Origin of the sequence: Enterobacter sp. CPE_E890, assembly GCF_046521475.1 — a bacterium.
In the GTDB taxonomy this organism is placed as follows: Bacteria; Pseudomonadota; Gammaproteobacteria; order Enterobacterales; family Enterobacteriaceae; genus Enterobacter; species Enterobacter adelaidei.
Window position 1 is genome coordinate 3,441,839 of record NZ_JBKFZW010000001.1, and the last position, 24,780, is coordinate 3,466,618.

Sequence of the window (24,780 nt, forward strand, 5' to 3'; positions counted from 1 at the left end):
TGCGCATTAAAAAGCCCCGCAGGTGCGAGGCCGATTTGTACCGTTTAGGGGATAATGGTTGCCTTATCCGCTTGTTGGGATAACCATTATCAAGCCCACCCGCAGATGAGCTTTGTAATGGTTACTGCGCTGGTTGAATATCGATGAAGTACTCTTTGCCCTGCTCAAACTGTTCGAATGCAGCCGGGTTCGAGACAACCAGCTGCAATTGGCCGCCAGGCGTGTACTTTGACCATGACTTGTTTTCTTCTGTGTCAGCGGTCACGGGGCTCATGTGAATTGTACGGTGTGAATCGCCATCTGCTTTCTGAATAAAGTGGCAGCGGAATTTAGCGCGAACGGTCATGGGGTTTCCTCGGATAGTAAAAAGCCCCGCTATTGCGAGGCGCTGGTTTGTTTCTGGCAGTTAGCCTGCCACGCTTTGTTATGCGCCAGAATGTCTTTCTTCGTCTGACGCTCCAGTACATCCCAATCGTGATCCGTTCCGTAGATGGGTTTAACCCAGTCGCAAGCCGTGTCGACTACCTCAACCCTTACGGGTCCAGTTTGTGCGCAGCTCGCGATCAATATCGTCATCAGGCATGCGGTTAACAGTCTGCTGTACATTGCTGGCCTCTTTCGTTGTCTCTACCCGGCGTTCTGCTGCTGCGACCGTTGCCGCTGCGTTATCTTCGGTGCGCTGCTGGTCGGCTTTCGCTTCCGCTTTGCTGGTGCCGCGTGAATGACCAATACCAAAAGCACCAGCGATGGCCGCCATTATCAGGGCAGCAATACCAACGATTGTTTCTAATCCCATATCAACCTCACACCAGTACCGTTTTTGCCTGACCGAACCTAGCGCGACGATCTTCAAGTCCGTTCGTTCCGCCGTTGATAATCTTCGTCACCTGCAGTACGTCGCCAGAATACTTCAAGCATCCCTTAGTGGCGAAAAACCACGCCGCGCTTCTGGCTGCATAAACGTCTTCGGCTAATAGCTCAGGCTGCTTAACCAAATCAACCTTCAGCCCATTCCCGCAATCACGGTAGTTGTTGAGGCCAGTAACCTGGATAAGTCCACGCCCACGGTATAACCAGCCGTCACCGGGTGCGTTGTTCCCCATGCGTTTGCTGTATACCAGGTTAGCGATAGCTCGCTGGCGCTCAATGGGTAATACCCGCTCTTGCGGGCGACGTCCAAGCGCGTTTGCCTGGTCTGCTGTGAGTCGTCCGGCACGGATGAAATTCACGAGTGCTGCAATGCGGTAATTGAAGCTCTCCACCAGCAGAGTGAAGCCAGCTGATTCATGCCCTACCTGAGCAATAAACATCGCCTGATCTACCGGCTTGGTGATGCCGAACTCTGTCATCGCATCACTCACTGGCTGAAACCAGCGCGCAGCTAACTCGGCGCTTAGCCCAGCCGCCTTTTGAAATTGTGATTGGTTCATTAGTGCCTCAGTGCATCAACCAGGCGCGCTACGTTTCCCCGAGCCCAGAGAACGGCGGCGCATATCAGGACGTTCACCAGCACCACGAACCAATGCGATTCATGGTACAAGCCGAACAGGTAACGGAAAGGAACGCTGGCGTATACCAACACCGTGAAATAAGCCATCAGCGATATCAAAGGGCGATGTCTCGCCCCGCCGCGCTGGTAGAACATCAGAGCAAGGACGATCACCCCACAGATGAGGGCATTCGCCATTGCACTCGGATCACTTGTTACCATTGCTGGTCCCTCCTCCACGTAAACGAGAGAGAATTCCAAACAGGCTACCCAAATCCTGGCTGTTGACGAACGTCAGCAGCTTAATCGCAATAGCGGCTACGATTACCGCGCCCAGCGCATCAAGTGGCCTGTCGCTATACCCCGTCCATTTGGAGAAGTAAGAGCCAAGAAGTGGAGCGCCAATAACGCCGAAGATGAATGAGGTGATGAAGTAGCCCACCAGCTTAAGGCGGCTGATATTAACCGCCGTAGCGACATAGAACACTGCACCAGCGAATGCGCCAAACACCACACCATAATCAATGCCGGTTACCAGGCCGAACATGCTGGCCCCCATCAGACCACCAGCCGCTACCGTAGTGCCAGAAACAGGATCGGACATTTAGCCCCCTCTTATTGCCGTGAGTCCTCTCAGAACGAGGGGAAATAAAAAGGCCGCCCAAAGGCAGCCCTTAAAATAAAAAACCCGCAGCAGTGGCGGGTTTATGTTTTGTTCTGTTGCTCAGTTCGCTTTAACGTCCCGAGCATAACACAATTTAAGCACTTTGCGCGCAAACTTTCAAGCTAAATTTGTCGTCATTTGTTCCGAATGCGTCACACATTGGTGCGTAAAGCATCGATTCTGCAAGATTTAGCCAGACATCAACTCGGCTCTCACAAGTACGCAAGCACCACTCAGGATGTTTTTTGTTCAGGTCGCGAGCCATCGCTTTTTTACTGAGGCGTTTAATGTAACGATCCTCAATTAACCAATATAAATTTTTATGGTCTGCCTGGATGAGCACCTTGCAAAGCACTGAGTTAACGATCAGAGCTTCTTCGTCTGTGCAGAACGCCAGACCACTTTTATGTTTGCTTTCGAGTAACTCTTTGAAGAATGCTTCCAGTTCTGGCTTCTTGATACCGGCTTTTTTCATGCGGCGCAGGGCATCATTGATGGCGGTCTTTGTAACTTTCCCTGCCGCGAGCAGTTGGTTAAACATATTTCCGCCAGAAACACCGCCGATATAAGACCATCGCCCCCACATGCGAAGCTTGCCCTGAATCCAGAGACTTTCGAGAGTCCTGAGGCGAATCATTTCGCCTTTTTTCCCAACTTCAGATGGATTAATCATTGGCGTTCACCTCTTTTATCTGTCCTGTAATAATTTCAATGCTGTTGGTGCATTCGTTTCCCCAGCGGTCCCATCCTTTCCATTCTTCCCGAGCGAATATTTCGATTCTTTTCACTTCTCCGTAAAGTTTTTCCAGTCGGTTCCTTACTTCCCACGGCTTCGCGCTATGTTCGCCAAGGCAGGTATGAACAACCTGTTTTACCGATGCGCTGACGCGGGTTAATCCTGCGCCTCGGGTTGCAATCAATACATCTTCTGTATTGCTGCGCGTATGGTTCCCGCCATTCATGCGGGTTTCACGGTCCAGCATTTCCAGCAGATCGTTAAAGTCCACCAGCTCTCCGGTGTTCAATGCCTTATTGAAGCGATCAGCGGCATTTTGATTCAGCTTCACCCACGTAAACCCTTTCATCGTTCTGACACGGAAACCCCAGGATTCCGCCAGCTCTACTGCTTCCCGGTTGTGTGTCCCGGTGTACCACATTGCCAAAACAGCGTTTTCAGCTGCCAGTGACCATATTGGTAAACGCTTAAGTTCCTCCATGCTCATTGTGCTGTAATGATTACAGGCAGCTCCGTTACTGATTTTGTTGCCATATTCCCAGGGTGGGTCACAGTAGATCAGTTGGTAATTCATGCAGCGCTCCGGTTTTTCAGCTCGCGAGTTTTACGGCGGTATTTGGCCGCAATTTCTTCCAGGTCTTCTTTTGAGTAATTCTTCGCTTCGTGTGGCCCCTCCAGCCATTCCACCAGCTCTAGCCCGTACCAATTAATTAAGGTTTCTCGGTACCGGGCATGAACCGTCTTATTTTTTGCTGTGAACCGGCCAGCGCCACCATTACAGGCCTTGCATTGTCGATAGGCATTTTTCTCTTCGAACCGAAGTTCAGGACGAGCGCCTACACTCATGAAGTGACCACAATCCCATTGACCGCCAAAGATCATCGGCGGGTGATATTCCCCGCAGGATGGGCAAGCTTTGCCCACGTCACGCTCGCGGATGAATGCATTGAATGCTGTCTGAGCCTTCTTAAGAAAATAACCCCGAGGCTGCAGCGCTTTTTTGCGCATCTTCAGCTTGTCCTTTCTTTCGGCCTCTGCCTTTTTGGCTTTGAGCGCACGGTTGTGACCTATAGCGCACAGAGGACCGCAGACATTTTGCAGGTCACGATCTGGTGTGAAGGTCTCCCCGCAGTGAGCGCATTTTTTCGGTTTGTAAACCTTCAGTTTTGTTTTAACTGGTTTCTTCACTGCTTCATCCCTCTGTGAAATACCCATTCGAATACTTCTGAACCATTCAGAAGCAGATCGTTAAAGTCACCCTGTGCAGGCCAACGAACCGAGACGCTTTCCAAATCGTTCTTTGCGTGTAAGTTTGCAGCTGCACATTCGAATGCAGCTGCGTGACCGGCACCGTTCGCGTCGGAGTCTGCGAAAATAATGAGATTCTTTACCCCTGCAGGAACACGGAACTTCTTCATGAAAGCAGTGTTCATCGTTGCCCAGGTGTTGCATTTGGTGATCTGATGGCACGCCAGCGCGGTTTCGATACCTTCAGCGATGCCAAGCGTTGAGGCTGTAGGGAACATGCGAATTGCAACGGATTTAGCAAACTCCAGGTAACTATCCTCCTGCAGCTTCATCATCTTTTTAGATGCGCCGCCTGTGTTTGCTTTCTTGTCGCCGTCCAGGAGGGTGCGGTGCAGATAACACAGCTCGCCACGGTCATCAGTAGCCAGGGCATAGATGGCCTGAAGGTTTTTCCCGTCGACTGGCTGCGTATCGCAGAACCTGATGCTTTCAGCAGGAAGCGTATTTATTCCCCTGCCTTTCAGATATCTGTCAGCGTTGGTACCTCGTAACGGAATTAGCTTTGCAAACTTACGGCTCACCCTTTCTCGCTGTTGCGCCAGAGATGTACGCACGGGATTTGCAGCAGAGCGAGCAGCGGTGTACTCATTGCCGATAAGCTTGTCCACTTCCGAAGCGAGAACCTTAAACTCTTTGCCCGTTGCGCCAGTCAGCAGGGTCCATCCGTCGCCGGAACCACATACACAAATGAATGACCCGGTGCCGTTCTTGTTGTCACACCGGAATTTGCCCTTGCGACCGCATAACGGACACTCTCCCTTGAAATGATTTTTACCAGTAATGCCAGGCAGGCCGTAATACTCGAAAATTTCAGACCAGCGGCCAATGGCGGCTTGTTTGGTATTCATGCGGCTTGCTCTCCCTGTTTGTTTTTGCCTTTTGCAAAGGCGATTTGCTTGGATTTGATGTAATTGCTGACTTCAGGTGTGATCTCTTTTGGCGTGTGGTGAAGTCCGCGCGGCCAGACACCGAATTTCTGTCGATAGGTATGAGCACACCAACCGTCACTTACAGGTCGGCCCTGCGTTGCTCGGGTGCGCTGATAAAAAAGAATCTGTGACCACCAGGATTGCTTCTGCTCACTGGTGAATTTGACTTCCGCTTTGCTGACCTTCGTCAGTCCACGGGATTTATCGGTTTCAACGTCTTCCCCAGCCAGTGGTTTAAAACCACACTTCGGACAGATGTAAATTCCGGCAGGTTTTACGTAATGGCATTGACTGCACTCTTTCGGCAGTTTTTCCGGCTCGTCAGCTTTTACAACTCGCTGCGGGGCATCTTCCATTCCGTCTGAAGACGACGGGAGATAGTCATATTCAATATCATCGGGGTAGCCAAGTTTATTGACCGTCCCGCTGTGATCGAAGATCAGGCAGTAGTCTTTGCCAGGGGCCGCACGTAAACCACGGCCCAGCGTCTGAATCCAGCGCATTTCGCTTTTGGTTGGACGGGCAAAAATGATGCAGCGGACGTCGCTATCAAATCCGGCTACTAGTACACCAACGTTAATGATGATTTTGGTAATACCCTGCTCAAATCGGCGGATGGTCAGCTGGCGTTCGTCGTGTGGTGTGCTGGCAGTCATGACTTCAACCGCTACACCGGCACGCGAAAATTCCATGGTCACATAGTTCGCATGAGCAACATCCACGCAGAAACAAATCGTCGGCCGGTCTTCTCCATTCTCAAGCCAGTTTTTTACGATGTCGCCGACCAGTTTGGCTTCACTCATAACTTTACTGAGTTGGCCTTCTTTGTAATCACTCCCATAACCAGCGACATAGGACGTTTCAACACCTGAAAGATCGGGGTGTGACGGTGCGTAAAACTCATATTTACTAAGAGCGCCAATAGCGATCAGCTCTTTCATCGTCGTTGGCTTAATCAGACGCTGATAGTAATTGCCCAAGAATTTAGCGAAAGGTGTTCCAGAAAGGCCGATCACCTTCGTTGAAGTGTTACGGGTTAGGTTGTCGATAACTTCCAGAAGCTTTTTGCGCTTCAGGTGTGCTTCATCAACGATCAGCAGTTCGATATTGTCAGGAAATTCACGTCGAATAAGCGTATCAGCGCTCGCAATCTGAATGAGCGCGTTTGGGTTGTACGACGGATGATCACGCCAGACATAACTGATCTCTTCGCCAGGAAGGCCATATTCCATGAAACGCGTTGCTGTTTGGTCCAGCAGAACGGTGTAAGGCGCAACAAACATTACACGCATCTGACGACTTACAAATCCGTCAGTGATCAGCGCTGCAATGGCAGTTTTACCAAAACCAACAGGTGCATAGAGCATGAAAGAATTATTTTTCTTCCATGCGCTGCGCAGCATGTTGAGTGCGACGATCTGTTTCTCACGCGGCTGGATGTTAAGCATTGGCTGATACCTCCCCAAATGCTTTCGCAACCAGATCGGCGATCACAAACTTTTGACGCTGACGCTGTACCGAAAGCACAACGGTTTTGGTCCCGTCTTTACGCATACGACCTTTGAGAAAGCCGCCGTGGATGTGGCGGATAAAATATTCAGAATTAGCCAGACGGGGAATGCTGCGCACCCGGCCAAAATTGCTGACTTCATAAGCTTTGGAATAAAGCTCTACTGGGACTGGGGCCCATTTTTCGTTAGCTTCTGAATAAATCATTTAAATCTCCTTTTGGATGGCTAAACGTCCAGATTTCCAAGCGACGTTTTAACCCCATACAGTGATCTATCTGTTAGATCGATCTCTTCTGGTAAAGCTGTTCCAGCCCTTCGGGCTAAAACCCAACACCGCCCCCTTTCCCCCAAACCAGATTTAAAAATTCATACCCTGGGTGGGGGTGACGTATATCCCCTGACTGCCGGGGTATACCTCTTGCAAAACTCTCGCAATCGGCGATTAGCATTCCGCCGTGCTGCGTTCTGCTGCCGGAATGACACAGGCTCAGCGTCGAACGCTTCCTGGTACGCCTGCGCATACGCAATCGCGATTTTTTCCCGCATACCTGCCGGGAGTGTTGCTAACTGTTCTTTAATCCACGGGGCATCCTCACGAGCAAAAACCGTGGGCATAGTCACGTGGGAAATTTGTTCTTGATACATAAGCCCTCCTGCGTCACATAAATACGCCGGGCATAGACTGGTTAGTCTGGTGGTCTGGCAACCTTATCTGGGGCACAGAAGACCCTGAACAACAGCGCCAGGTGTTCCTGCCATTTCGTCATGACTTGATAGCTGTTCTCTTCGATTTGCGCTCTTTCAGCTGCATCAATAACCCCATCTGCAGTAGCTTTGCGAAGGTATTGAGAGTGTTTTCCGATCCATTCAATGGATTCCATAAGGCGTTGATTTATGTCACCGTTATCAATTTGTTCAACATCAGCAAACGGAATAAAACCGCCACCAGAAGCTTTCGCGATTGCATGGGCAATATGGTGAGAGCCACCAGCTTTCTGAAGCACTATTGCCCAGCCAAACGGGAAGACCTGATCGCCATCAGCACGTAAGCGGTTGAACAAAGAGTTCTCTGTTACATCAAGCCATTCAGCTGCTTCGGCATATCCGCCTGGTAATTCCGCAATTGTCTTTTTAATTGCGGCCACCAGCCATGCAGGCTGCTTTTCAACTTTCCACTCTGGTTGATTACCCACGGTTAACCCCTTGATTCTGTGGTTATGCTTAAGCAACTGAAGATGTAATCTCTTCCTTGTTGTCAGGAAGACCATCATTCGGATTCGGATAGATATCAGGTCTCAACTGATGAGGGGTAACACTCCACCCGCCAAGCTCGCAAAGTTGCAAAACCCGCTCTGATGGCACTTGGTTGTTAATGATCCAATTAGCAACAGATTGGGTAGATTTGAACCCAAAACTACGCGCTACTTCTGACAGAGACCGCCCTGCGGCCTTGATAGCAGACTCAGTGGGTGAAATTGACATGAGAAACTCCTCTAGTTGATAGAGGAATAATACTACCTAAAGTAGAAAACGCAACAACTTAAAATAGAAATGACGAAATACGATGAATTACGTAATCTTCTACCTATGGTAGAAGAACAAAAGCATTCCGATTTTGCAGCCCGCCTGAATGAACTGATCTCGTTAAGTGGTTTTTCAATCACTCAACTATCAGAAAAAACAGGCGTAACCTATGAAATGGTTAGGCGTTACACGCTTGGTACAGCAAAGCCAAGAACACCGACAATGCGGAAACTATCTGCAGTTTTAGGTGTGGATGCCGCTTATCTTGAATATGGAGTGGGTAAACCTTCACAAGGCAGCGCTCATGGTCATGATGTCAATAGGAATATCCAAGATGTTTATAGGGTTGACGTCCTTGATCTGGCGGTAAGTGCTGGTCCCGGAAACTATATGCTTTCGGACTATGTTGAAGTTCTTTATGCAATTGAATTCACCACTGAGCATGCCCGTTCTCTCTTCGGTAATCGTCCACAGCAAGACGTCAAAGTCATGACGGTTAGCGGGGACAGCATGGCCCCAACGCTGGTTTCAGGAGATAGGTTGTTCGTAGATATCTCGGTGCGACATTTCCAGACTGACGGCGTTTACTCTTTCGTCTTTGGTAAAACATTTCACGTAAAACGCCTACAGATGCAGGGTGACAAGTTGGCCGTTCTGTCTGATAACCCCGCTTATGAGAAGTGGTATATCAACGAAGATAATCAGGATCAGCTCTATGTCATGGGTAAGGCGTTGATTCACGAGTCTATAAAATACAACAGACTGTAGTAGTTCACGCAGAAGGTCAGCCTAGCTAGTACTTTCTGGGAAAACTTTGAAACAATCTGTCTATTGTTAGCATAGATTGCAACTAGATTTCAGTTGCACTATCTTTAACAGAGGATGTATTCTTCGTGGGAAGAAAGGAAAAGTTAAAGTTGAAGTTAGATAGGTTGCCCAAAAATTTCACTTGGGATGAACTTGTCGCGCTTATGAGCCAGTATGGCTTCAAACTTTTGAACGCAAAACGTGGTTCAGGGCGTAAATTTTATAGCCAAGCCCTTGATAAATTAGTAATTTTTCATGAGCCACATCCTGAAAACACCCTCAAAAGATATGTCTTGGAAGAAGTTAAACTGCTGTTAGATGAGATTGATGATCATGAATAACCTGATGCAATACAAAGGGTACTATGGTAGCTCCAGCATTTCATTTGAAGACGGAGTTATGCATGGGAAGCTCGAATGCATAAATGATCTCGTCACATATGAAGGCGCTACCGTTGCGGAGCTTCGTGCTGCCTTTGAAGAGGCCGTTGACGACTATCTCGCAACTTGTGAAGAGATCGGGAAGTCGCCTGATAAGACGATGAGCGGTTCCTTCAACGTGCGTATAGGTGAATCTCTACATAAGAAAGCGTACTTAGCGGCCAAGTCAAAAAATATGACTTTAAACGATTATGTAAAACAGGCTGTAAGTGAGTCGGTAAATGGAAGAAAAGAGGTTCATTACCACTTTGAAAAGCCAAGGGATGTGAGGGAAGTCTCGTTCTTCTCCTCAAGACGCACTGAAGAAACCTATTGGGAAGTTTCAGTGGATAATGGAGTGCCGCACTAATGCTTGATAAGATTTGCTTTAAAGGGTTCGATTTAGAGGGCTCTTCACTTTTTATCAACGACGATGACAACTCTGAGGGCGGAAAATACAGCTTAAAATTTTCAGAGCACCGTGTGATTCCGCAGAATGATGAAGATGGAAACTGGGTATTTATTGAGGTCACACCTTCAGTGATCGGCTTCCCACGTGACCAAACGAACATTGATGACTGTGAAGATGTGCTCTTCAAAGCAGAAGCTAACTTGACGTTAACTTTTGAATGCTACCTTGATGAAAAGGTTACTGAAGATTTCTACAATGAAAATTCTTGGTTCTTTGAGAATTATGTTTACGTCTGTACAAAATTAGTATTTGAAAACATGTTTAAAGATACAGTATTAGACACCATCAAGTTACCATGGTCTCCAAAACCTACTGATAATTAAGATATTACCCGGCCTAATAGCCGGGTTTTTATTTACCTTTCCTTACCATAGAGGCTGAATCCCGCAGTATCCCCTTGTGAATGACGTTTCCTACAGCCCTCCTCTTTGCCTCAAGATAGTCAATTACGTTTTCCCGATTGATTTCAACACCATCAATGATTAACTGAATAACAACCCCACCGATCTCACCAGCTATGAATGCTGCACGGTCTTCTTCCAGCTCGTTACGATCCATACCCCTGCCCTCTGTGCTGTTTTTTTAAACATACCACTACTCCCAAAATAAATAAATTCAATTTTAAATCAGTAACATAAACCAACACCGCGCATTTTCTACTTTTTGTAGTTGCATTTTTCTACTTTAAGTAGGATTATTCAATCATCAACAGCGAACAGACCGAAACAAACAAAGCTTGAAGTCTGATTCGCTGGAGATGGTCGAACGGCGCGACTTTAAACCATGCGTCGGAACCGTGGCGGGACAGGATGTCGGCAATACGGGGCAAAAAAAGATTTATTCCAGCCTCTTCATGGTGAGGGGGTTGGGCTGAATCAACACCAGTTAGCAATGCTAAACGAGATACGGAGCACACAGTAATGTCATTGCGTTGTGTCAACGATTTCAGGAGGTTATAGTGCCATTATTAAAGCTACCAGATGCAGGTAACAACATGGCAAATGCACAGTACGAGAAGGGAAAAATAGTACTCGAACACTCAAAAAACCAAGTAAAAAAAGCTGGAGAGTGTATACGTAAAGGAAATGGCGATATCGAAAAAGCTATCGAAATTATCCAGCAGTATCGCGCCGCACATCTTTACCCATTGATGATTATAAAAAATCTGGTATGGAAGCATGCACAGAAGATAAATAAAAACGCGATTATAGCGCGGCGTTTAAAACGACTCCCGACAATCATTGATAAGCTTCGACGCAAAACGCTGGATGGCGTCACCCCAAACTCTATTGCAGTAACGAGAATGAGTGATATTGGCGGCTGTCGTGTTATTGTTGAAAATAGATTACAATTGCTTTTGTTGGATTCATCTCTTGACAAAAGTAGAACCACGCATAAATCAAAAGTTAAAGATTACATAAAGTCACCAAAGTCTACAGGATACCGTGGCATTCATCGGATTTATACCTGCTACGATAAAGATGAAGCTCACCAATGGAAAGGATTCGATATTGAGGTTCAGTTAAGAACAAAGCTTCAGCACTTGTGGGCTACGACTATTGAGGTGGTCGACTTATGTGAAGGCCGTACACTTAAAACGAACCCCTTTGAATCAAACCCATCATGGGTTAATTTTTTCAGGCTAATGAGCGAATTTATAGCTGAAGAAGAAGAGTTTATAACTCTAACCCCGCAAGAAAAAAATCAGATCAAAATAAGATTAATGAGTTTAAATGATAAGCTCAATGCAATAGAAAAACTGAAGTCATTCAACAGGTTATTTTCAGATAAGGATTTAGACTTATCAAAAATAAAAGGTGGGTATGTTATCATTGCCTTAAAAGGTAATAAAATATATTACAAAGCGTATACGCCATTGCAAAAACATTTGGCTATTCAAGCTTACTCAGCCGTTGAAAAGGATGAAGAGGCGAACGGCCTGTTTGTAGAAATGGATGATTTACGCAAATTATCTTACGCATATCCTAACTATCTTATTGATACAAGATTTTTCATAGATAAGTATGAACTTTATACCAGTACAAATTATTGGACTAGGCCTAGGTAGTTTAATCCATAATTTAACAAGGTCGCAAAAGCGGCCTTTTTTATTGCCTAAGTCTTGGCGGTTATCCAGTCTTCAACCATTCCAACAGGAGGAAGATGATAATGTTCTGATGGCTGACCGCCCTTTTTCTTCAATGTGTCCGCTTCCGGTGTTGGCTGGGTTTCCCTGCCCAGCGCGGGTTCAACTCCTGCCGGATACCCTATCTATCGGTGACCAGTATGACCTTCCGTAACGTTAATTTTCAGTACGGCGATCTGATGCGCGCCCCTCGTGGTGTGCAGGCTGTTCGCAACCCAAAAACCATCGCTAGTATCTGGCGGCGTAGCTGGCTGTGCAGGTTGCTTATCCAGAAAGGCGATCCAAATAGTTAACTGGAGATATTTATGTCCGAAAATAAAAACACCACGCCGTTTAGTCAGCAACTTGCCTATATCAATAAAGGCACGCTGGATGCTGAATTAACCGAGGCGCTGGCAGAAGTTATTAAGGCTGTTCGAGAAACAGGTAAGAAAGGCGCTGTTACTCTGACGCTGAACTGTGCAATGCTGAACAACCGCGATGAAAACACCATGAAGGTTACGCCAAAGGTCACTCGCACTATTCCAGAGCTTGACCGTGCAGACACCATCATGTTTGCCACTGCCGATGGCGATTTGCTCCGCGATGACCCTTCACAAACCCAGTTGGATTTGAAAGTCATTGAGCCAAAAACTCAGACTGCACCAATCAAGCTGGCCCAGTAATACCTATCTAACCAACCGTTCTAATCTGAAAAGGAAATATTCAATGTCTCATATTGAAGGCTCTGCCGTATCCGAAATTCGTGATCTGGTTTCTGCAAACCTGAAAACACAAACTGATATCCCGTCTGTTGTCGTGCCGGAGGGCTTTGAAGTCAAGTCGCTTGAAAGCCTACAGCTGGCACCGTCACGTATTCGTCAAGCTGCAAACCTGATCTCCCCTGGGTCTCTGATCGCTTACATTCAACGTTTCCGTGATTCTCGTACTGTTGTTTTCGCAGATAAGACCAAAACGCGAATCGTAGCCGTGTTGGACTTCCATCAGGATGCAGAAAAACCAAGCTGGGCCGCACACAAGGCCGTTTATGACTGCCCGTTCTCTGATGAATGGAAAGCCTGGGTTGCTGCTGATGGGAGCAAAATGGACCAGATTAACTTTGCTGAGTTCCTGGAAAACAACATTCAGAATGTCGCGCCGGTTAGTGATTCATATCTAGGGCCGTCAGGAACTGAACTGCTGGAAATGGTTCTCGCATTCCAGGAAACCCGTAAGTCAGAGTTTAAGTCCGTTAAACGTCTTTCTGATGGCACCTGCCAGTTCCAGTTCAGCGATGAAAAATCCGGTTCTGGCAACACCAAAATGCCAGAAAAAATCAGCCTGGCAATTTCACCATTCCATAACGGTTCGCCGTATCAGGTCGATGCCCGTATCCGTTATCGCCTGCGTGACGGTCAGTTAATCCTCTGGTATGAGCTGATCGAACCTAAGAAAGTTGTTGAGCATGCATTCCAGGAAATCGTCACTGATATGGAAAACCAGCTCGGTGAAGACCTGCCTATTTACGAAGGCTCCATTTAACCCATCAATACCGTGTGTTGTTTTATGCGCCCCCATTCGTGGGGGCGTATAGCAAAGCATTCCCTGAAAGAAGGTGATCATATGCCAAGCTTAGGCCAGCTCTATAACGATAAAGACGCCGGATTAACCACCCGAAAAACTTACAACGTACCAGTAGATAAAATTTATGCCGAGGAAGGCTACAACGTTCGTGAACTTAACCAGGCGCATGTAGAAGAATTCCGCGATGCCTTTATTGCCGGGGAATATATACCGCCGCTTGCCGTAGAAGTTACTGAGCGCGGGGTGAAAGTGATCGACGGCCACCACCGTTATCATGGCGCGTTGGCTGCTATCGCAATGGGGCACGATATTGTTCGTCTTGAGTGCAAAGATTTTGTAGGCAGTGAGGCTGACAAAATCGCCTTCATGGTGACCAGTTCTCAGGGGCTGGCATTGACTCCACTTGAACGAGGCGCAGCTTATCATCGCCTTCAAAATCAGGGGTGGAGCCCTTCAGAGATAGCGTCAAAAGTTAAACGCTCTGAGTCAGATATTCTTCAGCACCTCCAGCTTCACGAATGCACACCGTATATCAAAAAGCTCGTTCGTGACGGCTCAATGAATTACGCAATCGCAATCGGTATATCTCGTGAGCATGGTGTTTACGCAGATCGTGAAGCTTCACGTCTGATGAAAAAAGCCGAGGCAGCTGGAAAGAAAAAAGTTACCAAGAGCATAGCCAGCCCTCAGTTTAATGCTGGAAAAGCCAGGAAGTTCCTTGAACTTATTTCCTCTTGTACAAAGGATTCCGGGGAAGGGCTAACCATTGAAATTCCACCAGCAATACAAGCCGAAATCACATCTATTCTTCGGGAGTTTCGTCACGAAACTGACGAGGCTGCACCATGAAAAAAATATCCGAACTGATGATGTGGTCCCTGTTCTTTTCTCTCTTAACAGGGATTGGGTTAACTGCTGGATTCTACTGTTTCATCGGGACTGTAAAGCTGATCGCGAGGGTAATAGCATGAAAATTGAATACCAAGACATGGGGCCCACTGCAAAAATCATAATCACCAGCACCGTATTCGAGTTTCGCCGACACGTTCGGGTTGTTGATACGATTTTGATGTGTACTCCTGGAGTCATTGCGGATCGCCGTGGTTTCTTCCTCATGAAAACGGTGATTTCAGGTCGCTCTAAAGAAATGCTTCGCGCCAATAAAACAGCAGTGCGTGAGGTAAACCGATGATCATCATTGCCAATGAGTAAGAGGCCCATCGTGGAAAATTATCACTTACCACGCTGTCCTAATTGCGGTATGTCACCCTCTTTGAAGGTTCGTAGTCGGGGAATGAACTGGGGATCGGCAGAAATTCGTTGCTCGAATGGCTGTTCGGGTATGCGCGCCGGATTTTCGTACCCGCCAGATCATGAAGCTGAGGCCCGAAAAGAGCTGCGCGAAAAATGGGAAAAACTGGTGAAGGACAAAGCCCAATGAGCACTATTACCAAAGAGTTCACCAAAGAGCAGTTACAGCAAATCGAAGCAGCTGCGAAAGAAGTCCTGTGGCCTGTCGTGTGGTCGGAAAAGAAAGCACGAGAGCACTTCAGTGAAAAAATAACTGCCAAGGTGGTACTGAAGCTGGCGCGTATCGCGCTGGCATCGCTCGAAACGGAGCCTGCGATTCACCGCTGGCGTCGTGTGACCGTTGAGCCATACGGCCCTTATCCTTGGCATTACGGTAATTTTATCGGCTTCTCAAAACCCGTTGAGGGAATTGAGGACGAGTATTTTTACTCCGCCCCGCCAGCGCCGGTAGTTCCTGATGAGGCTATAAGTCTTGCCGTTGATGGAATAATGTCTACTTACGCAGATAATCAGGACGAATGCCGGAAACGTATTAGAAATCATATTGAAGACGCCTGCCGCGCCGCCATGCAGGGAGCAATGCAGCAGGAGGAGACGGTAAAATCAAAAAAGTAGATCGCTGCGATGTCTGCACTGAAGGCGCTCGCGGCGGGTGTGGTACGTGTGTTTTTAACGGTAATTTTTGATGAGGTATTTATGACTACTACTGATTTTATGGAGGAGCAGGAAGTATTCGACCTGCTCAAAAAGAAAAAAACTGCTGTTTGGCGCTTACGCAAAGAACGTGGTTTCCCCAATCCTGTTCTCACATATCCGTCACGCTACAGCCGTAAAGCAGTTATGAAATGGATTGAAGAGGGCGGCGTCAACCGAGCTGTTTAACATGCCAGAATATTTTATCGGCATACATTTCATAAGCCTCTTTCTGCTCCACCAGCCAGTCGTGTTTGTTGTACACGGCCATCACACCACCCAGTTCATGCCCCAGCATCTTTTCGGTGACATGGGGCATAACTCCCTCCCCTGACAAATTCGTTACCAGTGAGCGCCTGAAATCGTGCGTTCTCCATTCAGGTATATCAATTTTATCCCTTAGTTTTTTCATGTAGAGATTTGCTGACGAACGATCTATTGCCTTATCCAGTTCCTGGCCAGGGAACAGGACGGTGTTACCCGAATTTAAAAGCCTCTCTACAAAAGGCTTTACCTGCTCAAAAACAGGACGACGAATAACATTCCCCATTTTTGAATGCTCAGCTGGAGTAGTCCAAATAAGATCGTCCATATTGAATTCACTGTTAGTAGCCAGGCGAAGTTCTGACAATCTGGCTCCCCACAACAACAACAGTTGGTGAAGCACCTTGTTGGAAGTAACGATCTTGTTGTTTTCCAGCGCGAGCCATATTTTTGCCAGTTCGGTATAGGTTAAAACCCTGCTACCAACATCCGGCTTCTTTCCTATCGTCTTAACGCTGAGCTTCAGAACCTCGCACGAAGGTATGAGTTGTCGGCTGATACACCAGTTCATTACTGATCGCAGCTGCAGGAGAAGTACCCTGGCCTTTTTGCCGTTTTTCTTTTCCTGCTTATCGAAAAACCTAACCCATGCTGAAACAGGGATGTTGACGACGGGGGCATCCGGGAATTCTGTGTACATAGTGTTGTACACAACTGACTTGTATAAAGTCTGTGTATTAGGCTTCAGGGTTTCAACATACTTGTTCCACCACTGATCGAGACACTCTTTCAGCGTCAGCTCGCCATCCTCTTTGGCAAAATAATTTTTAGGGTTTAGCCCCTTGAGGTACAATTCGCGCATCTCGCCGACTATTACGCGCGCTTCTTTCAGAGAGGTAGCTGGATAGCGTCCAATAGAAAGGCGAACAGGTTTACCGTTCCATCGGTACCGAAACTGAAACGTAATCGTTCCGGTAGGGGTTATACGCACGCTGAGACCGTCGCCATCTGTTACTTCTGGCGCGCCGTTGTATGGCTTGTCATTGATGCTGCGTAGTTTGGTATCACTGAGGGCCACGGCTCTGTATCCTGTACACACTGATTTTCAGCATTCTGTACTCAATCTGTACGCAATGGCAAGTGAACCAAATGATTTTCTTTGCGTACAGACATGAACGAACAGGAAATAAAAGAGACTAAAAGCTTGAAGCTGCGTGGACTATTGGGATAACATGCAACACAAGACGAACACTTAAAAATCAGTTATTTCTACGTCCTCTTAGTTAAATGGATATAACGAGCCCCTCCTAAGGGCTAGTTGCAGGTTCGATTCCTGCAGGGGACACCAGATATAACTCTCCTGATGTCTACCGAATTCAATAAAAACCTTTTATAATCAGCCATAACCCCTCTTCTCAGGCTATGCGACGTCAACTGAAGTCTACCCATATCTACGTGAATCAATAAACGTTTGGGGGCCTAAGTGGGGGCTTATCCTGTTCAACGGAAAATGAGGCCCCCAAATGCCACTGAATGCTCGTCAGGTCGAGACTGCAAAGCCCAGAGATAAAGCCTATAAACTCGCTGATGGCGGAGGGCTCTATCTCATGGTCAATACTAACGGTTCAAAGTACTGGCGAATGAAGTATCGATTTGCCGGTAAAGAGAAAAAACTCTCGTTCGGAACCTATCCTGACATCTCACTTGCGGAAGCCCGCACTAAGCGCGATGAAGCGAGAAAAACATTGGCAAATGATAAAGATCCCGGTGAAGTTAAAAAAGCCGAACTACTTGCCCAAAAACTATCGGTTACGAATACTTTTGAAGCGATAGCGGTTGAGTGGTACAACGCAAAAGTTTCTGGCTGGTCAAAAAACTACGCTGACTATGTTAACCGGGCCTTCAAAAACAATGTATTTCCCTTTGTTGGATCGCAGCCGGTTAATGAGATAAAGCCACTGGAGCTTCTGTCTGTATTGCAGCGTATGGAAAAGCGAGGTGCGCCGGAGCTTGCCAGTAAAGTGCGCCAACGTTGTAGCGAAGTGTTCCGTTACGCTATTGTTACTGGCCGAGCCGAGTACAACCCTGCGGCTGATCTTGGTAGTGCTTTACAGGGGTACGAGAAACAACATTATCCCTTTCTTACTGCTGCTGAGCTACCCGAGTTTTTACAAAAGCTTTCACAATACACCGGCAGTCTAGTAACGCTTCTGGCGACCCGACTACTCATGCTTACGGGCTTACGAACCGTCGAATTACGTATGGCAGAATGGAGTGAAATCGACTTCGAAAACCATATCTGGGAAATACCGAAAAGTAGAATGAAGATGAGGCGACCCCACATAGTGCCCCTTTCTGCTCAATCCTTAGCAGCACTTCGGCAACTAAAGCAATTGACCGGTACTTACCAGTTTATCTTTGCAGGTCGAAACGATGTTAATAAACCAATGAGCGAAGCCAGCATCAATATGGTTATTAAAAGGATTGGTTACGATAAGAGAGCAACCGGACATGGTTTTCGTCACACCATGAGCACAATCTTGCATGAGGAAGGATTCAACACTGCTTGGATTGAGACCCAGCTCGCGCATGTGGACAAGAACGCGATTCGCGGGACCTATAACCATGCGCAGTATCTTGAAGGGAGGAAAGAGATGATGCAGTGGTATGGGGACTATTTGGATGGATTGCGATTGGATGGAAACGTTGCCAGAGTTAGTTAATGAAGAGCCGATTCGAGTTCGGCCTTCGCACCAACAGTATGTAAATAGACCTCAACTGAGGTCTTTTTTTATGCCTAAAATGAATCGCCACGGGTTTAACAGACACCTCAGAGTCATTTAAGATGGCTTAAAGAGAGGTGCCCATGAGCGGTAAGCGTTATCCCGAAGAGTTTAAAACTGAAGCAGTCAAACAGGTTGTTGATCGCGGTTATTCTGTTTCCAGAGTTGCAACACGTCTCGATATCACCACCCACAGCCTTTATGCATGGATAAAGAAGTACGGTCCGGATTCTTCCACTAATAAAGAACAGTCAGATGCTCAGGCCGAGATCCACCGTCTCCAGAAAGAGCTGAAACGGGTTACCGGTAATGCTGTCAACCTGTTGATGACTATTTTAATCTGTAGTCATTCAATCCTTGTAACATCAGGATGATCCTGGTGTCAGTGAAAATACGAAATCAACACGTTGGTATCATTACCCACCTGTGAACTGACGTCGGCATTTTGAATCTCACTTCGGCGTGCCCCCTCCGAATGGCGCAAAACATTTCGTGGTATGGCATGATAGCACCCGAAGAGAGTCAATTCAGGGTGGTAAATGTGAAACCAGTAACGCTATACGATGTCGCAGAGTATGCCGGTGTCTCTTATCAGACCGTTTCCCGCGTGGTGAACCAGGCCAGCCACGTCTCTGCGAAAACGCGGGAAAAGGTGGAAGCGGCGATGGCGCAGCTGAACTACATTCCCAACCGCGTGGCACAACAACTGGCGGGGAAACAGTCGTTGCTGATTGGCGTTGCTACCTCCAGTCTGGCCCTGCACGCGCCGTCGCAAATTGTCGCGGCGATTAAATCTCGCGCCGATCAACTGGGTGCCAGCGTGGTGGTGTCGATGGTAGAACGAAGCGGCGTCGAAGCCTGTAAAGCGGCGGTGCACAATCTTCTCGCGCAACGCGTCAGTGGGCTGATCATTAACTATCCGCTGGATGACCAGGATGCCATTGCTGTGGAAGCTGCCTGCGCTAATGTTCCGGCGTTATTTCTTGATGTCTCTGACCAGACTCCCATCAACAGTATTATTTTCTCCCATGAAGACGGTACGCGACTGGGCGTGGAGCATCTGGTCGCATTGGGTCACCAGCAAATCGCGCTGTTAGCGGGCCCATTAAGTTCTGTCTCGGCGCGTCTGCGTCTGGCGGGCTGGCATAAATATCTCACTTGCAATCAAATTCATCCGATAGCGGAACGGGAAGGCGACTGGAGTGCCATGTCCGGTTTTCAACAAACCATGCAAATGCTAAATGAGGGCATCGTTCCCACTGCGATGCTGGTTGCCAACGATCAGATGGCGCTGGGCGCAATGCGCGCCATTACCGAGTCCGGGTTGCGCGTTGGTGCGGATATCTCGGTAGTGGGATACGACGATACCGAAGACAGCTCGTGTTATATCCCGCCGTTAACCACCATCAAACAGGATTTTCGCCTGCTGGGGCAAACCAGCGTGGACCGCTTGCTGAAACTCTCTCAGGGCCAGGCGGTGAAGAGCAATCAGCTGTTGCCCGTCTCACTGGTGAAAAGAAAAACCACCCTGGCGCCCAATACGCAAACCACCTCTCCCCGCACGTTGGCAGATTCCTTAATGCAGCTGGCACGACAAGTTTCCCGACTTGAAAGCGGGCAGTGAGCGCAACGCAATTAATGTGAGTCAGCTCACTCATTAGGCACCCCAGGCTTTACACTCTATGTGTCCGGCTCGTATGTTATGCGAAAATGTGAGCGGATAACAATTCACGCAGGATACAACTATGACAATGATTACGGATTCACTGGCCGTCGTATTACAACGTCGTGACTGGGAAAACCCTGGCGTTACCCAACTTAATCGCCTTGCGGCACATCCCCCTTTCGCCAGCTGGCGTAATAGCGAAGAGGCTCGCACCGATCGCCCTTCCCAAGAGTCGCGCAGCCTGAATGGTGAATGGCGCTTTGCCTGGTTTCCGGCACCAGAAGCGGTACCAGAAAGCTGGCTGGAGCGCGATCTTCCTGACGCCGATACTGTCATCGTCCCCTCAAACTGGCAGATGCACGGTTACGATGCGCCTATCTACACCAACGTGACCTATCCCATTGCGGTCAATCCGCCGTATGTTCCCACGGAGAATCCGACGGGTTGTTACTCGCTCACATTTAATGTTGATGAAAGCTGGCTACAGGAAGGCCAGACGCGAATTATTTTTGATGGTGTTAACTCGGCGTTTCATTTGTGGTGCAACGGGCGCTGGGTCGGTTACGGACAGGACAGTCGTTTGCCGTCTGAATTTGACCTGAGCGCATTTTTACACGCCGGAGAAAACCGCCTCGCGGTGATGGTGCTGCGCTGGAGTGACGGCAGTTATCTGGAAGATCAGGATATGTGGCGGATGAGCGGCATTTTCCGTGACGTCTCGTTGCTGCATAAACCGAGCACGCAAATCAGCGATTTCCATGTAGCCACTCACTTTAATGATGATTTCAGCCGCGCTGTACTGGAGGCAGACGTTCAGATGTACGGCGAGCTGCGCGATGAGCTGCGGGTGACGGTTTCTTTGTGGCAGGGTGAAACGCAGGTCGCCAGCGGCACCGCGCCTTTCGGCGGTGAAATTATCGATGAGCGTGGTGGTTATGCCGATCACGTCACCCTACGTCTGAACGTCGAAAACCCGAAACTGTGGAGCGCCGAAATCCCGAATCTCTATCGTGCGGTGGTTGAACTGCACACCGCCGACGGCACGCTGATTGAAGCAGAAGCCTGCGATGTCGGTTTCCGCGAGGTGCGGATTGAAAATGGTCTGCTGCTGCTGAACGGCAAGCCGTTGCTGATTCGCGGCGTTAACCGTCACGAGCATCATCCTCTGCATGGTCAGGTCATGGATGAGCAGACGATGGTGCAGGATATCCTGCTGATGAAGCAGAACAACTTTAACGCCGTGCGCTGTTCGCATTATCCGAACCATCCGCTGTGGTACACGCTGTGCGACCACTACGGCCTGTATGTGGTGGATGAAGCCAACATTGAAACCCACGGCATGGTGCCAATGAATCGTCTGACCGATGATCCGCGCTGGCTACCCGCGATGAGCGAACGCGTAACGCGAATGGTGCAGCGCGATCGTAATCACCCGAGTGTGATCATCTGGTCGCTGGGGAATGAATCAGGCCACGGCGCTAATCACGACGCACTCTATCGCTGGATCAAATCTGTCGATCCTTCCCGCCCGGTACAGTATGAAGGCGGCGGAGCCGACACCTTCGCAACCGATATTATTTGCCCGATGTACGCGCGCGTGGATGAAGACCAGCCCTTCCCGGCTGTGCCGAAATGGTCCATCAAAAAATGGCTTTCGTTGCCTGGAGAGACGCGCCCGCTGATCCTTTGCGAATACGCCCACGCGATGGGTAACAGTCTTGGCGGCTTCGCTAAATACTGGCAGGCGTTTCGTCAGTACCCCCGTTTACAGGGCGGCTTCGTCTGGGACTGGGTGGATCAGTCGCTGATTAAATATGATGAAAATGGCAATCCGTGGTCGGCTTACGGCGGTGATTTTGGCGATAAGCCGAATGATCGCCAGTTCTGCATGAACGGTCTGGTCTTTGCCGACCGCACGCCGCATCCGGCGCTGACGGAAGCAAAACACCAGCAGCAGTTTTTCCAGTTCAGTTTATCCGGGCGAACCATCGAAGTGACCAGCGAATACCTGTTCCGTCATAGCGATAACGAGCTCCTGCACTGGATGGTGGCGCTGGATGGCAAGCCGCTGGCAAGCGGTGAAGTGCCTCTGGATGTCGCTCCACAAGGTAAACAGTTGATTGAACTGCCTGAACTACCGCAGCCGAAGAGCGCCGGACAACTCTGGCTAACGGTTCACGTAGTGCAACCGAACGCGACCACATGGTCAGCAGCCGGACACATCAGCGCCTGGCAGCAGTGGCGTCTGGCGGAAAACCTCAGCGTGACACTCCCCTCCGCGCCCCACGCCATCCCGCAACTGACCACCAGCGAAACGGATTTTTGCATCGAGCTGGATAATAAGCGTTGGCAATTTAACCGCCAGTCAGGCTTTCTTTCACAGATGTGGATTGGCGATAAAAAACAACTGCTGACGCCGCTGCGCGATCAGTTCACCCGCGCACCGCTGGATAACGACATTGGCGTAAGTGAAGCGACCCGCATTGACCCTAACGCCTGGGTCGAACGCTGGAAGGCGGCGGGCCATTACCAGGCCGAAGCAGCGTTGTTGCAGTGCACGGCAGATACGCTTGCCGACGCGGTGCTGATTACCACGGTCCACGCGTGGCAGCATCAGGGGAAAACCTTATTTATCAGCCGGAAAACCTACCGGATTGATGGAAGTGGTCAAATGGCGATTACCGTTGATGTTGAAGTGGCGAGCAATACGCCACATCCGGCGCGGATTGGCCTGACCTGCCAGCTGGCGCAGGTAGCAGAGCGGGTAAACTGGCTCGGATTAGGGCCGCAAGAAAACTATCCCGACCGCCTTACTGCGGCCTGTTTTGACCGCTGGGATCTGCCATTGTCAGACATGTATACCCCGTACGTCTTCCCGAGCGAAAACGGTCTGCGCTGCGGGACGCGCGAATTGAATTATGGCCCACACCAGTGGCGCGGCGACTTCCAGTTCAACATCAGCCGCTACAGTCAACAGCAACTGATGGAAACCAGCCATCGCCATCTGCTGCACGCGGAAGAAGGCACATGGCTGAATATCGACGGTTTCCATATGGGGATTGGTGGCGACGACTCCTGGAGCCCGTCAGTGTCGGCGGAATTCCACCTTAGCGCCGGTAGCTACCATTACCAGTTGCTCTGGTGTCAAAAATAATAATAACCGGGCAGGCCATGTCTGCCCGTATTTCGCGTAAGGAAATCCATTATGTACTATTTAAAAACACAAACTTTTGGATGTTCGGTTTATTCTTTTTCTTTTACTTTTTTATCATGGGAGCCTACTTCCCGTTTTTCCCGATTTGGCTACATGACATCAACCATATCAGCAAAAGTGATACGGGTATTATTTTTGCCGCTATTTCTCTGTTCTCGCTATTATTCCAACCGCTGTTTGGTCTGCTTTCTGACAAACTCGGGCTGCGCAAATACCTGCTGTGGATTATTACCGGCATGTTAGTGATGTTTGCGCCGTTCTTTATTTTTATCTTCGGGCCACTGTTACAATACAACATTTTAGTAGGATCGATTGTTGGTGGTATTTATCTAGGCTTTTGTTTTAACGCCGGTGCGCCAGCAGTAGAGGCATTTATCGAGAAAGTCAGCCGTCGCAGTAATTTCGAATATGGTCGCGCGCGGATGTTTGGCTGTGTTGGCTGGGCGCTGTGTGCCTCGATTGTCGGCATCATGTTCACCATCAATAATCAGTTTGTTTTCTGGCTGGGTTCTGGCTGTGCATTCATCCTCGCCGTTTTACTCTTTTTCGCCAAAACGGATGCGCCCTCTTCTGCCACGGTTGCCAATGCGGTAGGTGCCAACCATTCGGCATTTAGCCTTAAGCTGGCGCTGGAACTGTTCAGACAGCCAAAACTGTGGTTTTTGTCACTGTATGTTATTGGCGTTTCCTGCACCTACGATGTTTTTGACCAACAGTTTGCTAATTTCTTTACTTCGTTCTTTGCTACCGGTGAACAGGGTACGCGGGTATTTGGCTACGTAACGACAATGGGCGAATTACTTAACGCCTCGATTATGTTTTTGCGCCACTGATCATTAATCGCATCGGTGGGAAAAACGCCCTGCTGCTGGCTGGCACTATTATGTCAGTACGTATTATTGGCTCATCGTTCGCTACCTCAGCACTGGAAGTGGTTATTCTGAAAACGCTGCATATGTTTGAAGTACCGTTCCTGCTGGTGGGCTGCTTTAAATATATTACCAGCCAGTTTGAAGTGCGTTTTTCAGCGACGATTTATCTGGTCTGTTTCTGCTTCTTTAAGCAACTGGCGATGATTTTTATGTCTATTCTGGCGGGCAATATGTATGAAAGCATCGGTTTCCAGGGCGCTTACCTGGTGCTGGGTCTGGTGGCGCTGGGCTTCACCTTAATTTCCGTGTTCACGCTTAGCGGCCCCGGCCCACTTTCTCTGCTGCGTCGCCAGGTGAATGAAGTCGCTTAAGAAATTAATGTCGGATACGGCGCGAGCGCCTTATCCGA

The 24,780-nt window shown here is 48.6% G+C and carries 30 protein-coding genes, 1 tRNA gene and 2 pseudogenes; 18 read left to right on the forward strand and 15 right to left on the reverse strand.

The features are described from left to right. Nucleotides 1-121 precede the first annotated feature (121 nt). The 13 genes from ACLHV9_RS16860 to ACLHV9_RS16920 form a co-directional block, all read right to left on the reverse strand. Nucleotides 122-346 (reverse strand): hypothetical protein, encoded by a 225-nt coding sequence (locus ACLHV9_RS16860; protein WP_045345419.1) that lies wholly within the window; start codon nt 344-346, stop codon nt 122-124. A gap of 180 nt (nt 347-526) precedes the next feature. After that, nucleotides 527-796 carry a hypothetical protein gene (locus ACLHV9_RS16865; protein WP_128348804.1) on the reverse strand — a complete coding sequence of 90 codons (270 nt, stop codon included), beginning with the start codon at nt 794-796 and terminating at the stop codon, nt 527-529. Between the two features lie 7 nt (nt 797-803). Continuing rightward, nucleotides 804-1,430: a glycoside hydrolase family 19 protein gene (locus ACLHV9_RS16870; protein ID WP_128348805.1), complete on the reverse strand. Its 627-nt coding sequence runs from the start codon at nt 1,428-1,430 to the stop codon at nt 804-806. Beyond that, a complete protein-coding gene (locus tag ACLHV9_RS16875) occupies nt 1,430-1,711 on the reverse strand; it encodes a phage holin family protein (RefSeq protein WP_194400461.1) in 282 nt (93 codons plus the stop codon). The genes ACLHV9_RS16870 and ACLHV9_RS16875 overlap by 1 nt, the downstream gene beginning before the upstream one ends. Then, entirely contained in the window at nt 1,698-2,093 is a 396-nt protein-coding gene (locus ACLHV9_RS16880; protein ID WP_407220873.1) for a phage holin family protein, read from the reverse strand. The genes ACLHV9_RS16875 and ACLHV9_RS16880 overlap by 14 nt, the downstream gene beginning before the upstream one ends. 154 nt (nt 2,094-2,247) lie before the next feature. Continuing rightward, entirely contained in the window at nt 2,248-2,826 is a 579-nt protein-coding gene (locus ACLHV9_RS16885) for a DUF1133 family protein (protein WP_407220874.1), read from the reverse strand. Beyond that, nucleotides 2,819-3,463, reverse strand: a complete 645-nt coding sequence (locus ACLHV9_RS16890) for an MT-A70 family methyltransferase (RefSeq protein WP_048206688.1) — start codon at nt 3,461-3,463, stop codon at nt 2,819-2,821. Before ACLHV9_RS16890 ends, ACLHV9_RS16885 begins: the two co-directional genes overlap by 8 nt. Further along, nucleotides 3,460-4,104 carry a recombination protein NinG gene (locus ACLHV9_RS16895; protein WP_150325129.1) on the reverse strand — a complete coding sequence of 215 codons (645 nt, stop codon included), beginning with the start codon at nt 4,102-4,104 and terminating at the stop codon, nt 3,460-3,462. Before ACLHV9_RS16895 ends, ACLHV9_RS16890 begins: the two co-directional genes overlap by 4 nt. After that, entirely contained in the window at nt 4,074-5,045 is a 972-nt protein-coding gene (locus ACLHV9_RS16900; RefSeq protein ID WP_048206686.1) for a toprim domain-containing protein, read from the reverse strand. The genes ACLHV9_RS16895 and ACLHV9_RS16900 overlap by 31 nt, the downstream gene beginning before the upstream one ends. Continuing rightward, nucleotides 5,042-6,574 carry a DEAD/DEAH box helicase family protein gene (locus tag ACLHV9_RS16905; RefSeq protein WP_407220875.1) on the reverse strand — a complete coding sequence of 511 codons (1,533 nt, stop codon included), beginning with the start codon at nt 6,572-6,574 and terminating at the stop codon, nt 5,042-5,044. Before ACLHV9_RS16905 ends, ACLHV9_RS16900 begins: the two co-directional genes overlap by 4 nt. Next, complete coding sequence (locus tag ACLHV9_RS16910; RefSeq protein ID WP_047352683.1) at nt 6,567-6,842, reverse strand: NUMOD4 domain-containing protein; 276 nt, start codon at nt 6,840-6,842, stop codon at nt 6,567-6,569. Before ACLHV9_RS16910 ends, ACLHV9_RS16905 begins: the two co-directional genes overlap by 8 nt. Nucleotides 6,843-7,323: 481 nt before the next feature. Continuing rightward, on the reverse strand, nt 7,324-7,830 hold the full coding sequence (locus ACLHV9_RS16915) for a YmfL family putative regulatory protein (protein ID WP_047352704.1): 507 nt from the start codon (nt 7,828-7,830) through the stop codon (nt 7,324-7,326). A gap of 28 nt (nt 7,831-7,858) precedes the next feature. Beyond that, on the reverse strand, nt 7,859-8,119 hold the full coding sequence (locus ACLHV9_RS16920; RefSeq protein WP_248179689.1) for a transcriptional regulator: 261 nt from the start codon (nt 8,117-8,119) through the stop codon (nt 7,859-7,861). A 105-nt stretch (nt 8,120-8,224) separates the two neighbouring features. Between ACLHV9_RS16920 and ACLHV9_RS16925 the strand changes: the two genes are divergently transcribed. From ACLHV9_RS16925 to ACLHV9_RS16940, 4 genes are all read left to right on the forward strand, one after another. Further along, nucleotides 8,225-8,929, forward strand: coding sequence for an XRE family transcriptional regulator (locus ACLHV9_RS16925; protein ID WP_316376053.1), 705 nt, complete (start codon nt 8,225-8,227; stop codon nt 8,927-8,929). Between the two features lie 125 nt (nt 8,930-9,054). Further along, on the forward strand, nt 9,055-9,309 hold the full coding sequence (locus tag ACLHV9_RS16930; protein ID WP_023330793.1) for a type II toxin-antitoxin system HicA family toxin: 255 nt from the start codon (nt 9,055-9,057) through the stop codon (nt 9,307-9,309). Further along, complete coding sequence (locus ACLHV9_RS16935) at nt 9,302-9,757, forward strand: type II toxin-antitoxin system HicB family antitoxin (RefSeq protein WP_248179687.1); 456 nt, start codon at nt 9,302-9,304, stop codon at nt 9,755-9,757. Before ACLHV9_RS16930 ends, ACLHV9_RS16935 begins: the two co-directional genes overlap by 8 nt. Beyond that, nucleotides 9,757-10,182 carry a hypothetical protein gene (locus tag ACLHV9_RS16940; RefSeq protein WP_248179686.1) on the forward strand — a complete coding sequence of 142 codons (426 nt, stop codon included), beginning with the start codon at nt 9,757-9,759 and terminating at the stop codon, nt 10,180-10,182. The genes ACLHV9_RS16935 and ACLHV9_RS16940 overlap by 1 nt, the downstream gene beginning before the upstream one ends. Before the next feature lie 28 nt (nt 10,183-10,210). On the opposite strand, the gene ACLHV9_RS16945 is transcribed toward ACLHV9_RS16940, so the two are convergent. Then, a complete protein-coding gene (locus ACLHV9_RS16945; protein WP_407220876.1) occupies nt 10,211-10,417 on the reverse strand; it encodes a hypothetical protein in 207 nt (68 codons plus the stop codon). A gap of 400 nt (nt 10,418-10,817) precedes the next feature. Here ACLHV9_RS16945 and ACLHV9_RS16950 point away from each other — a divergent pair, with 400 nt between their 5' ends. From ACLHV9_RS16950 to ACLHV9_RS16985, 8 genes are all read left to right on the forward strand, one after another. After that, entirely contained in the window at nt 10,818-11,927 is a 1,110-nt protein-coding gene (locus tag ACLHV9_RS16950) for a RelA/SpoT domain-containing protein (RefSeq protein ID WP_223604519.1), read from the forward strand. Between the two features lie 218 nt (nt 11,928-12,145). Continuing rightward, the gene (locus tag ACLHV9_RS16955) at nt 12,146-12,298 is read left to right on the forward strand and encodes a hypothetical protein (RefSeq protein WP_407220877.1); all 153 of its coding nucleotides are present in this window, start codon (nt 12,146-12,148) and stop codon (nt 12,296-12,298) included. 12 nt (nt 12,299-12,310) lie between these two features. Beyond that, nucleotides 12,311-12,670, forward strand: a complete 360-nt coding sequence (locus tag ACLHV9_RS16960) for a hypothetical protein (RefSeq protein WP_047352688.1) — start codon at nt 12,311-12,313, stop codon at nt 12,668-12,670. 43 nt (nt 12,671-12,713) lie between these two features. Next, nucleotides 12,714-13,526 (forward strand): YfdQ family protein, encoded by an 813-nt coding sequence (locus ACLHV9_RS16965; protein ID WP_047352689.1) that lies wholly within the window; start codon nt 12,714-12,716, stop codon nt 13,524-13,526. Between the two features lie 81 nt (nt 13,527-13,607). Then, a complete protein-coding gene (locus ACLHV9_RS16970; RefSeq protein WP_048206678.1) occupies nt 13,608-14,417 on the forward strand; it encodes a ParB/RepB/Spo0J family partition protein in 810 nt (269 codons plus the stop codon). Between the two features lie 118 nt (nt 14,418-14,535). Next, on the forward strand, nt 14,536-14,760 hold the full coding sequence (locus ACLHV9_RS16975) for a hypothetical protein (RefSeq protein WP_048206674.1): 225 nt from the start codon (nt 14,536-14,538) through the stop codon (nt 14,758-14,760). A 245-nt stretch (nt 14,761-15,005) separates the two neighbouring features. Then, a complete protein-coding gene (locus tag ACLHV9_RS16980; protein ID WP_063448874.1) occupies nt 15,006-15,494 on the forward strand; it encodes a hypothetical protein in 489 nt (162 codons plus the stop codon). Nucleotides 15,495-15,575: 81 nt separating this feature from the next. Then, nucleotides 15,576-15,761 (forward strand): DNA-binding protein, encoded by a 186-nt coding sequence (locus ACLHV9_RS16985; RefSeq protein WP_165298120.1) that lies wholly within the window; start codon nt 15,576-15,578, stop codon nt 15,759-15,761. Here ACLHV9_RS16985 and ACLHV9_RS16990 read toward each other — a convergent pair. Continuing rightward, nucleotides 15,745-16,914, reverse strand: a complete 1,170-nt coding sequence (locus tag ACLHV9_RS16990) for a tyrosine-type recombinase/integrase (RefSeq protein WP_032634979.1) — start codon at nt 16,912-16,914, stop codon at nt 15,745-15,747. The two genes, ACLHV9_RS16985 and ACLHV9_RS16990, sit on opposite strands and share 17 nt — an antisense overlap. A 195-nt stretch (nt 16,915-17,109) precedes the next feature. On the opposite strand from ACLHV9_RS16990, the gene ACLHV9_RS16995 reads away from it, so the two are divergent. The 6 genes and pseudogenes from ACLHV9_RS16995 to lacY all read left to right on the forward strand — a co-directional run bounded on the left by ACLHV9_RS16995 (nt 17,110) and on the right by lacY (nt 24,742). After that, nucleotides 17,110-17,184: transfer RNA gene (locus ACLHV9_RS16995), tRNA-Arg, on the forward strand. A gap of 175 nt (nt 17,185-17,359) precedes the next feature. Next, entirely contained in the window at nt 17,360-18,559 is a 1,200-nt protein-coding gene (locus tag ACLHV9_RS17000; protein WP_007851503.1) for a tyrosine-type recombinase/integrase, read from the forward strand. A gap of 143 nt (nt 18,560-18,702) precedes the next feature. Continuing rightward, nucleotides 18,703-18,924 (forward strand): annotated as a pseudogene (locus ACLHV9_RS17005) (transposase); the annotation flags it as partial. Nucleotides 18,925-19,160: 236 nt separating this feature from the next. Continuing rightward, nucleotides 19,161-20,243, forward strand: a complete 1,083-nt coding sequence (gene lacI, locus ACLHV9_RS17010; RefSeq protein WP_410375991.1) for a DNA-binding transcriptional repressor LacI — start codon at nt 19,161-19,163, stop codon at nt 20,241-20,243. A 121-nt stretch (nt 20,244-20,364) separates the two neighbouring features. After that, nucleotides 20,365-23,439 (forward strand): beta-galactosidase, encoded by a 3,075-nt coding sequence (gene lacZ / locus ACLHV9_RS17015; protein ID WP_015386474.1) that lies wholly within the window; start codon nt 20,365-20,367, stop codon nt 23,437-23,439. 17 nt (nt 23,440-23,456) lie between these two features. After that, nucleotides 23,457-24,742 (forward strand): annotated as a pseudogene (lacY, locus tag ACLHV9_RS17020) (lactose permease). Nucleotides 24,743-24,780 lie beyond the last annotated feature (38 nt).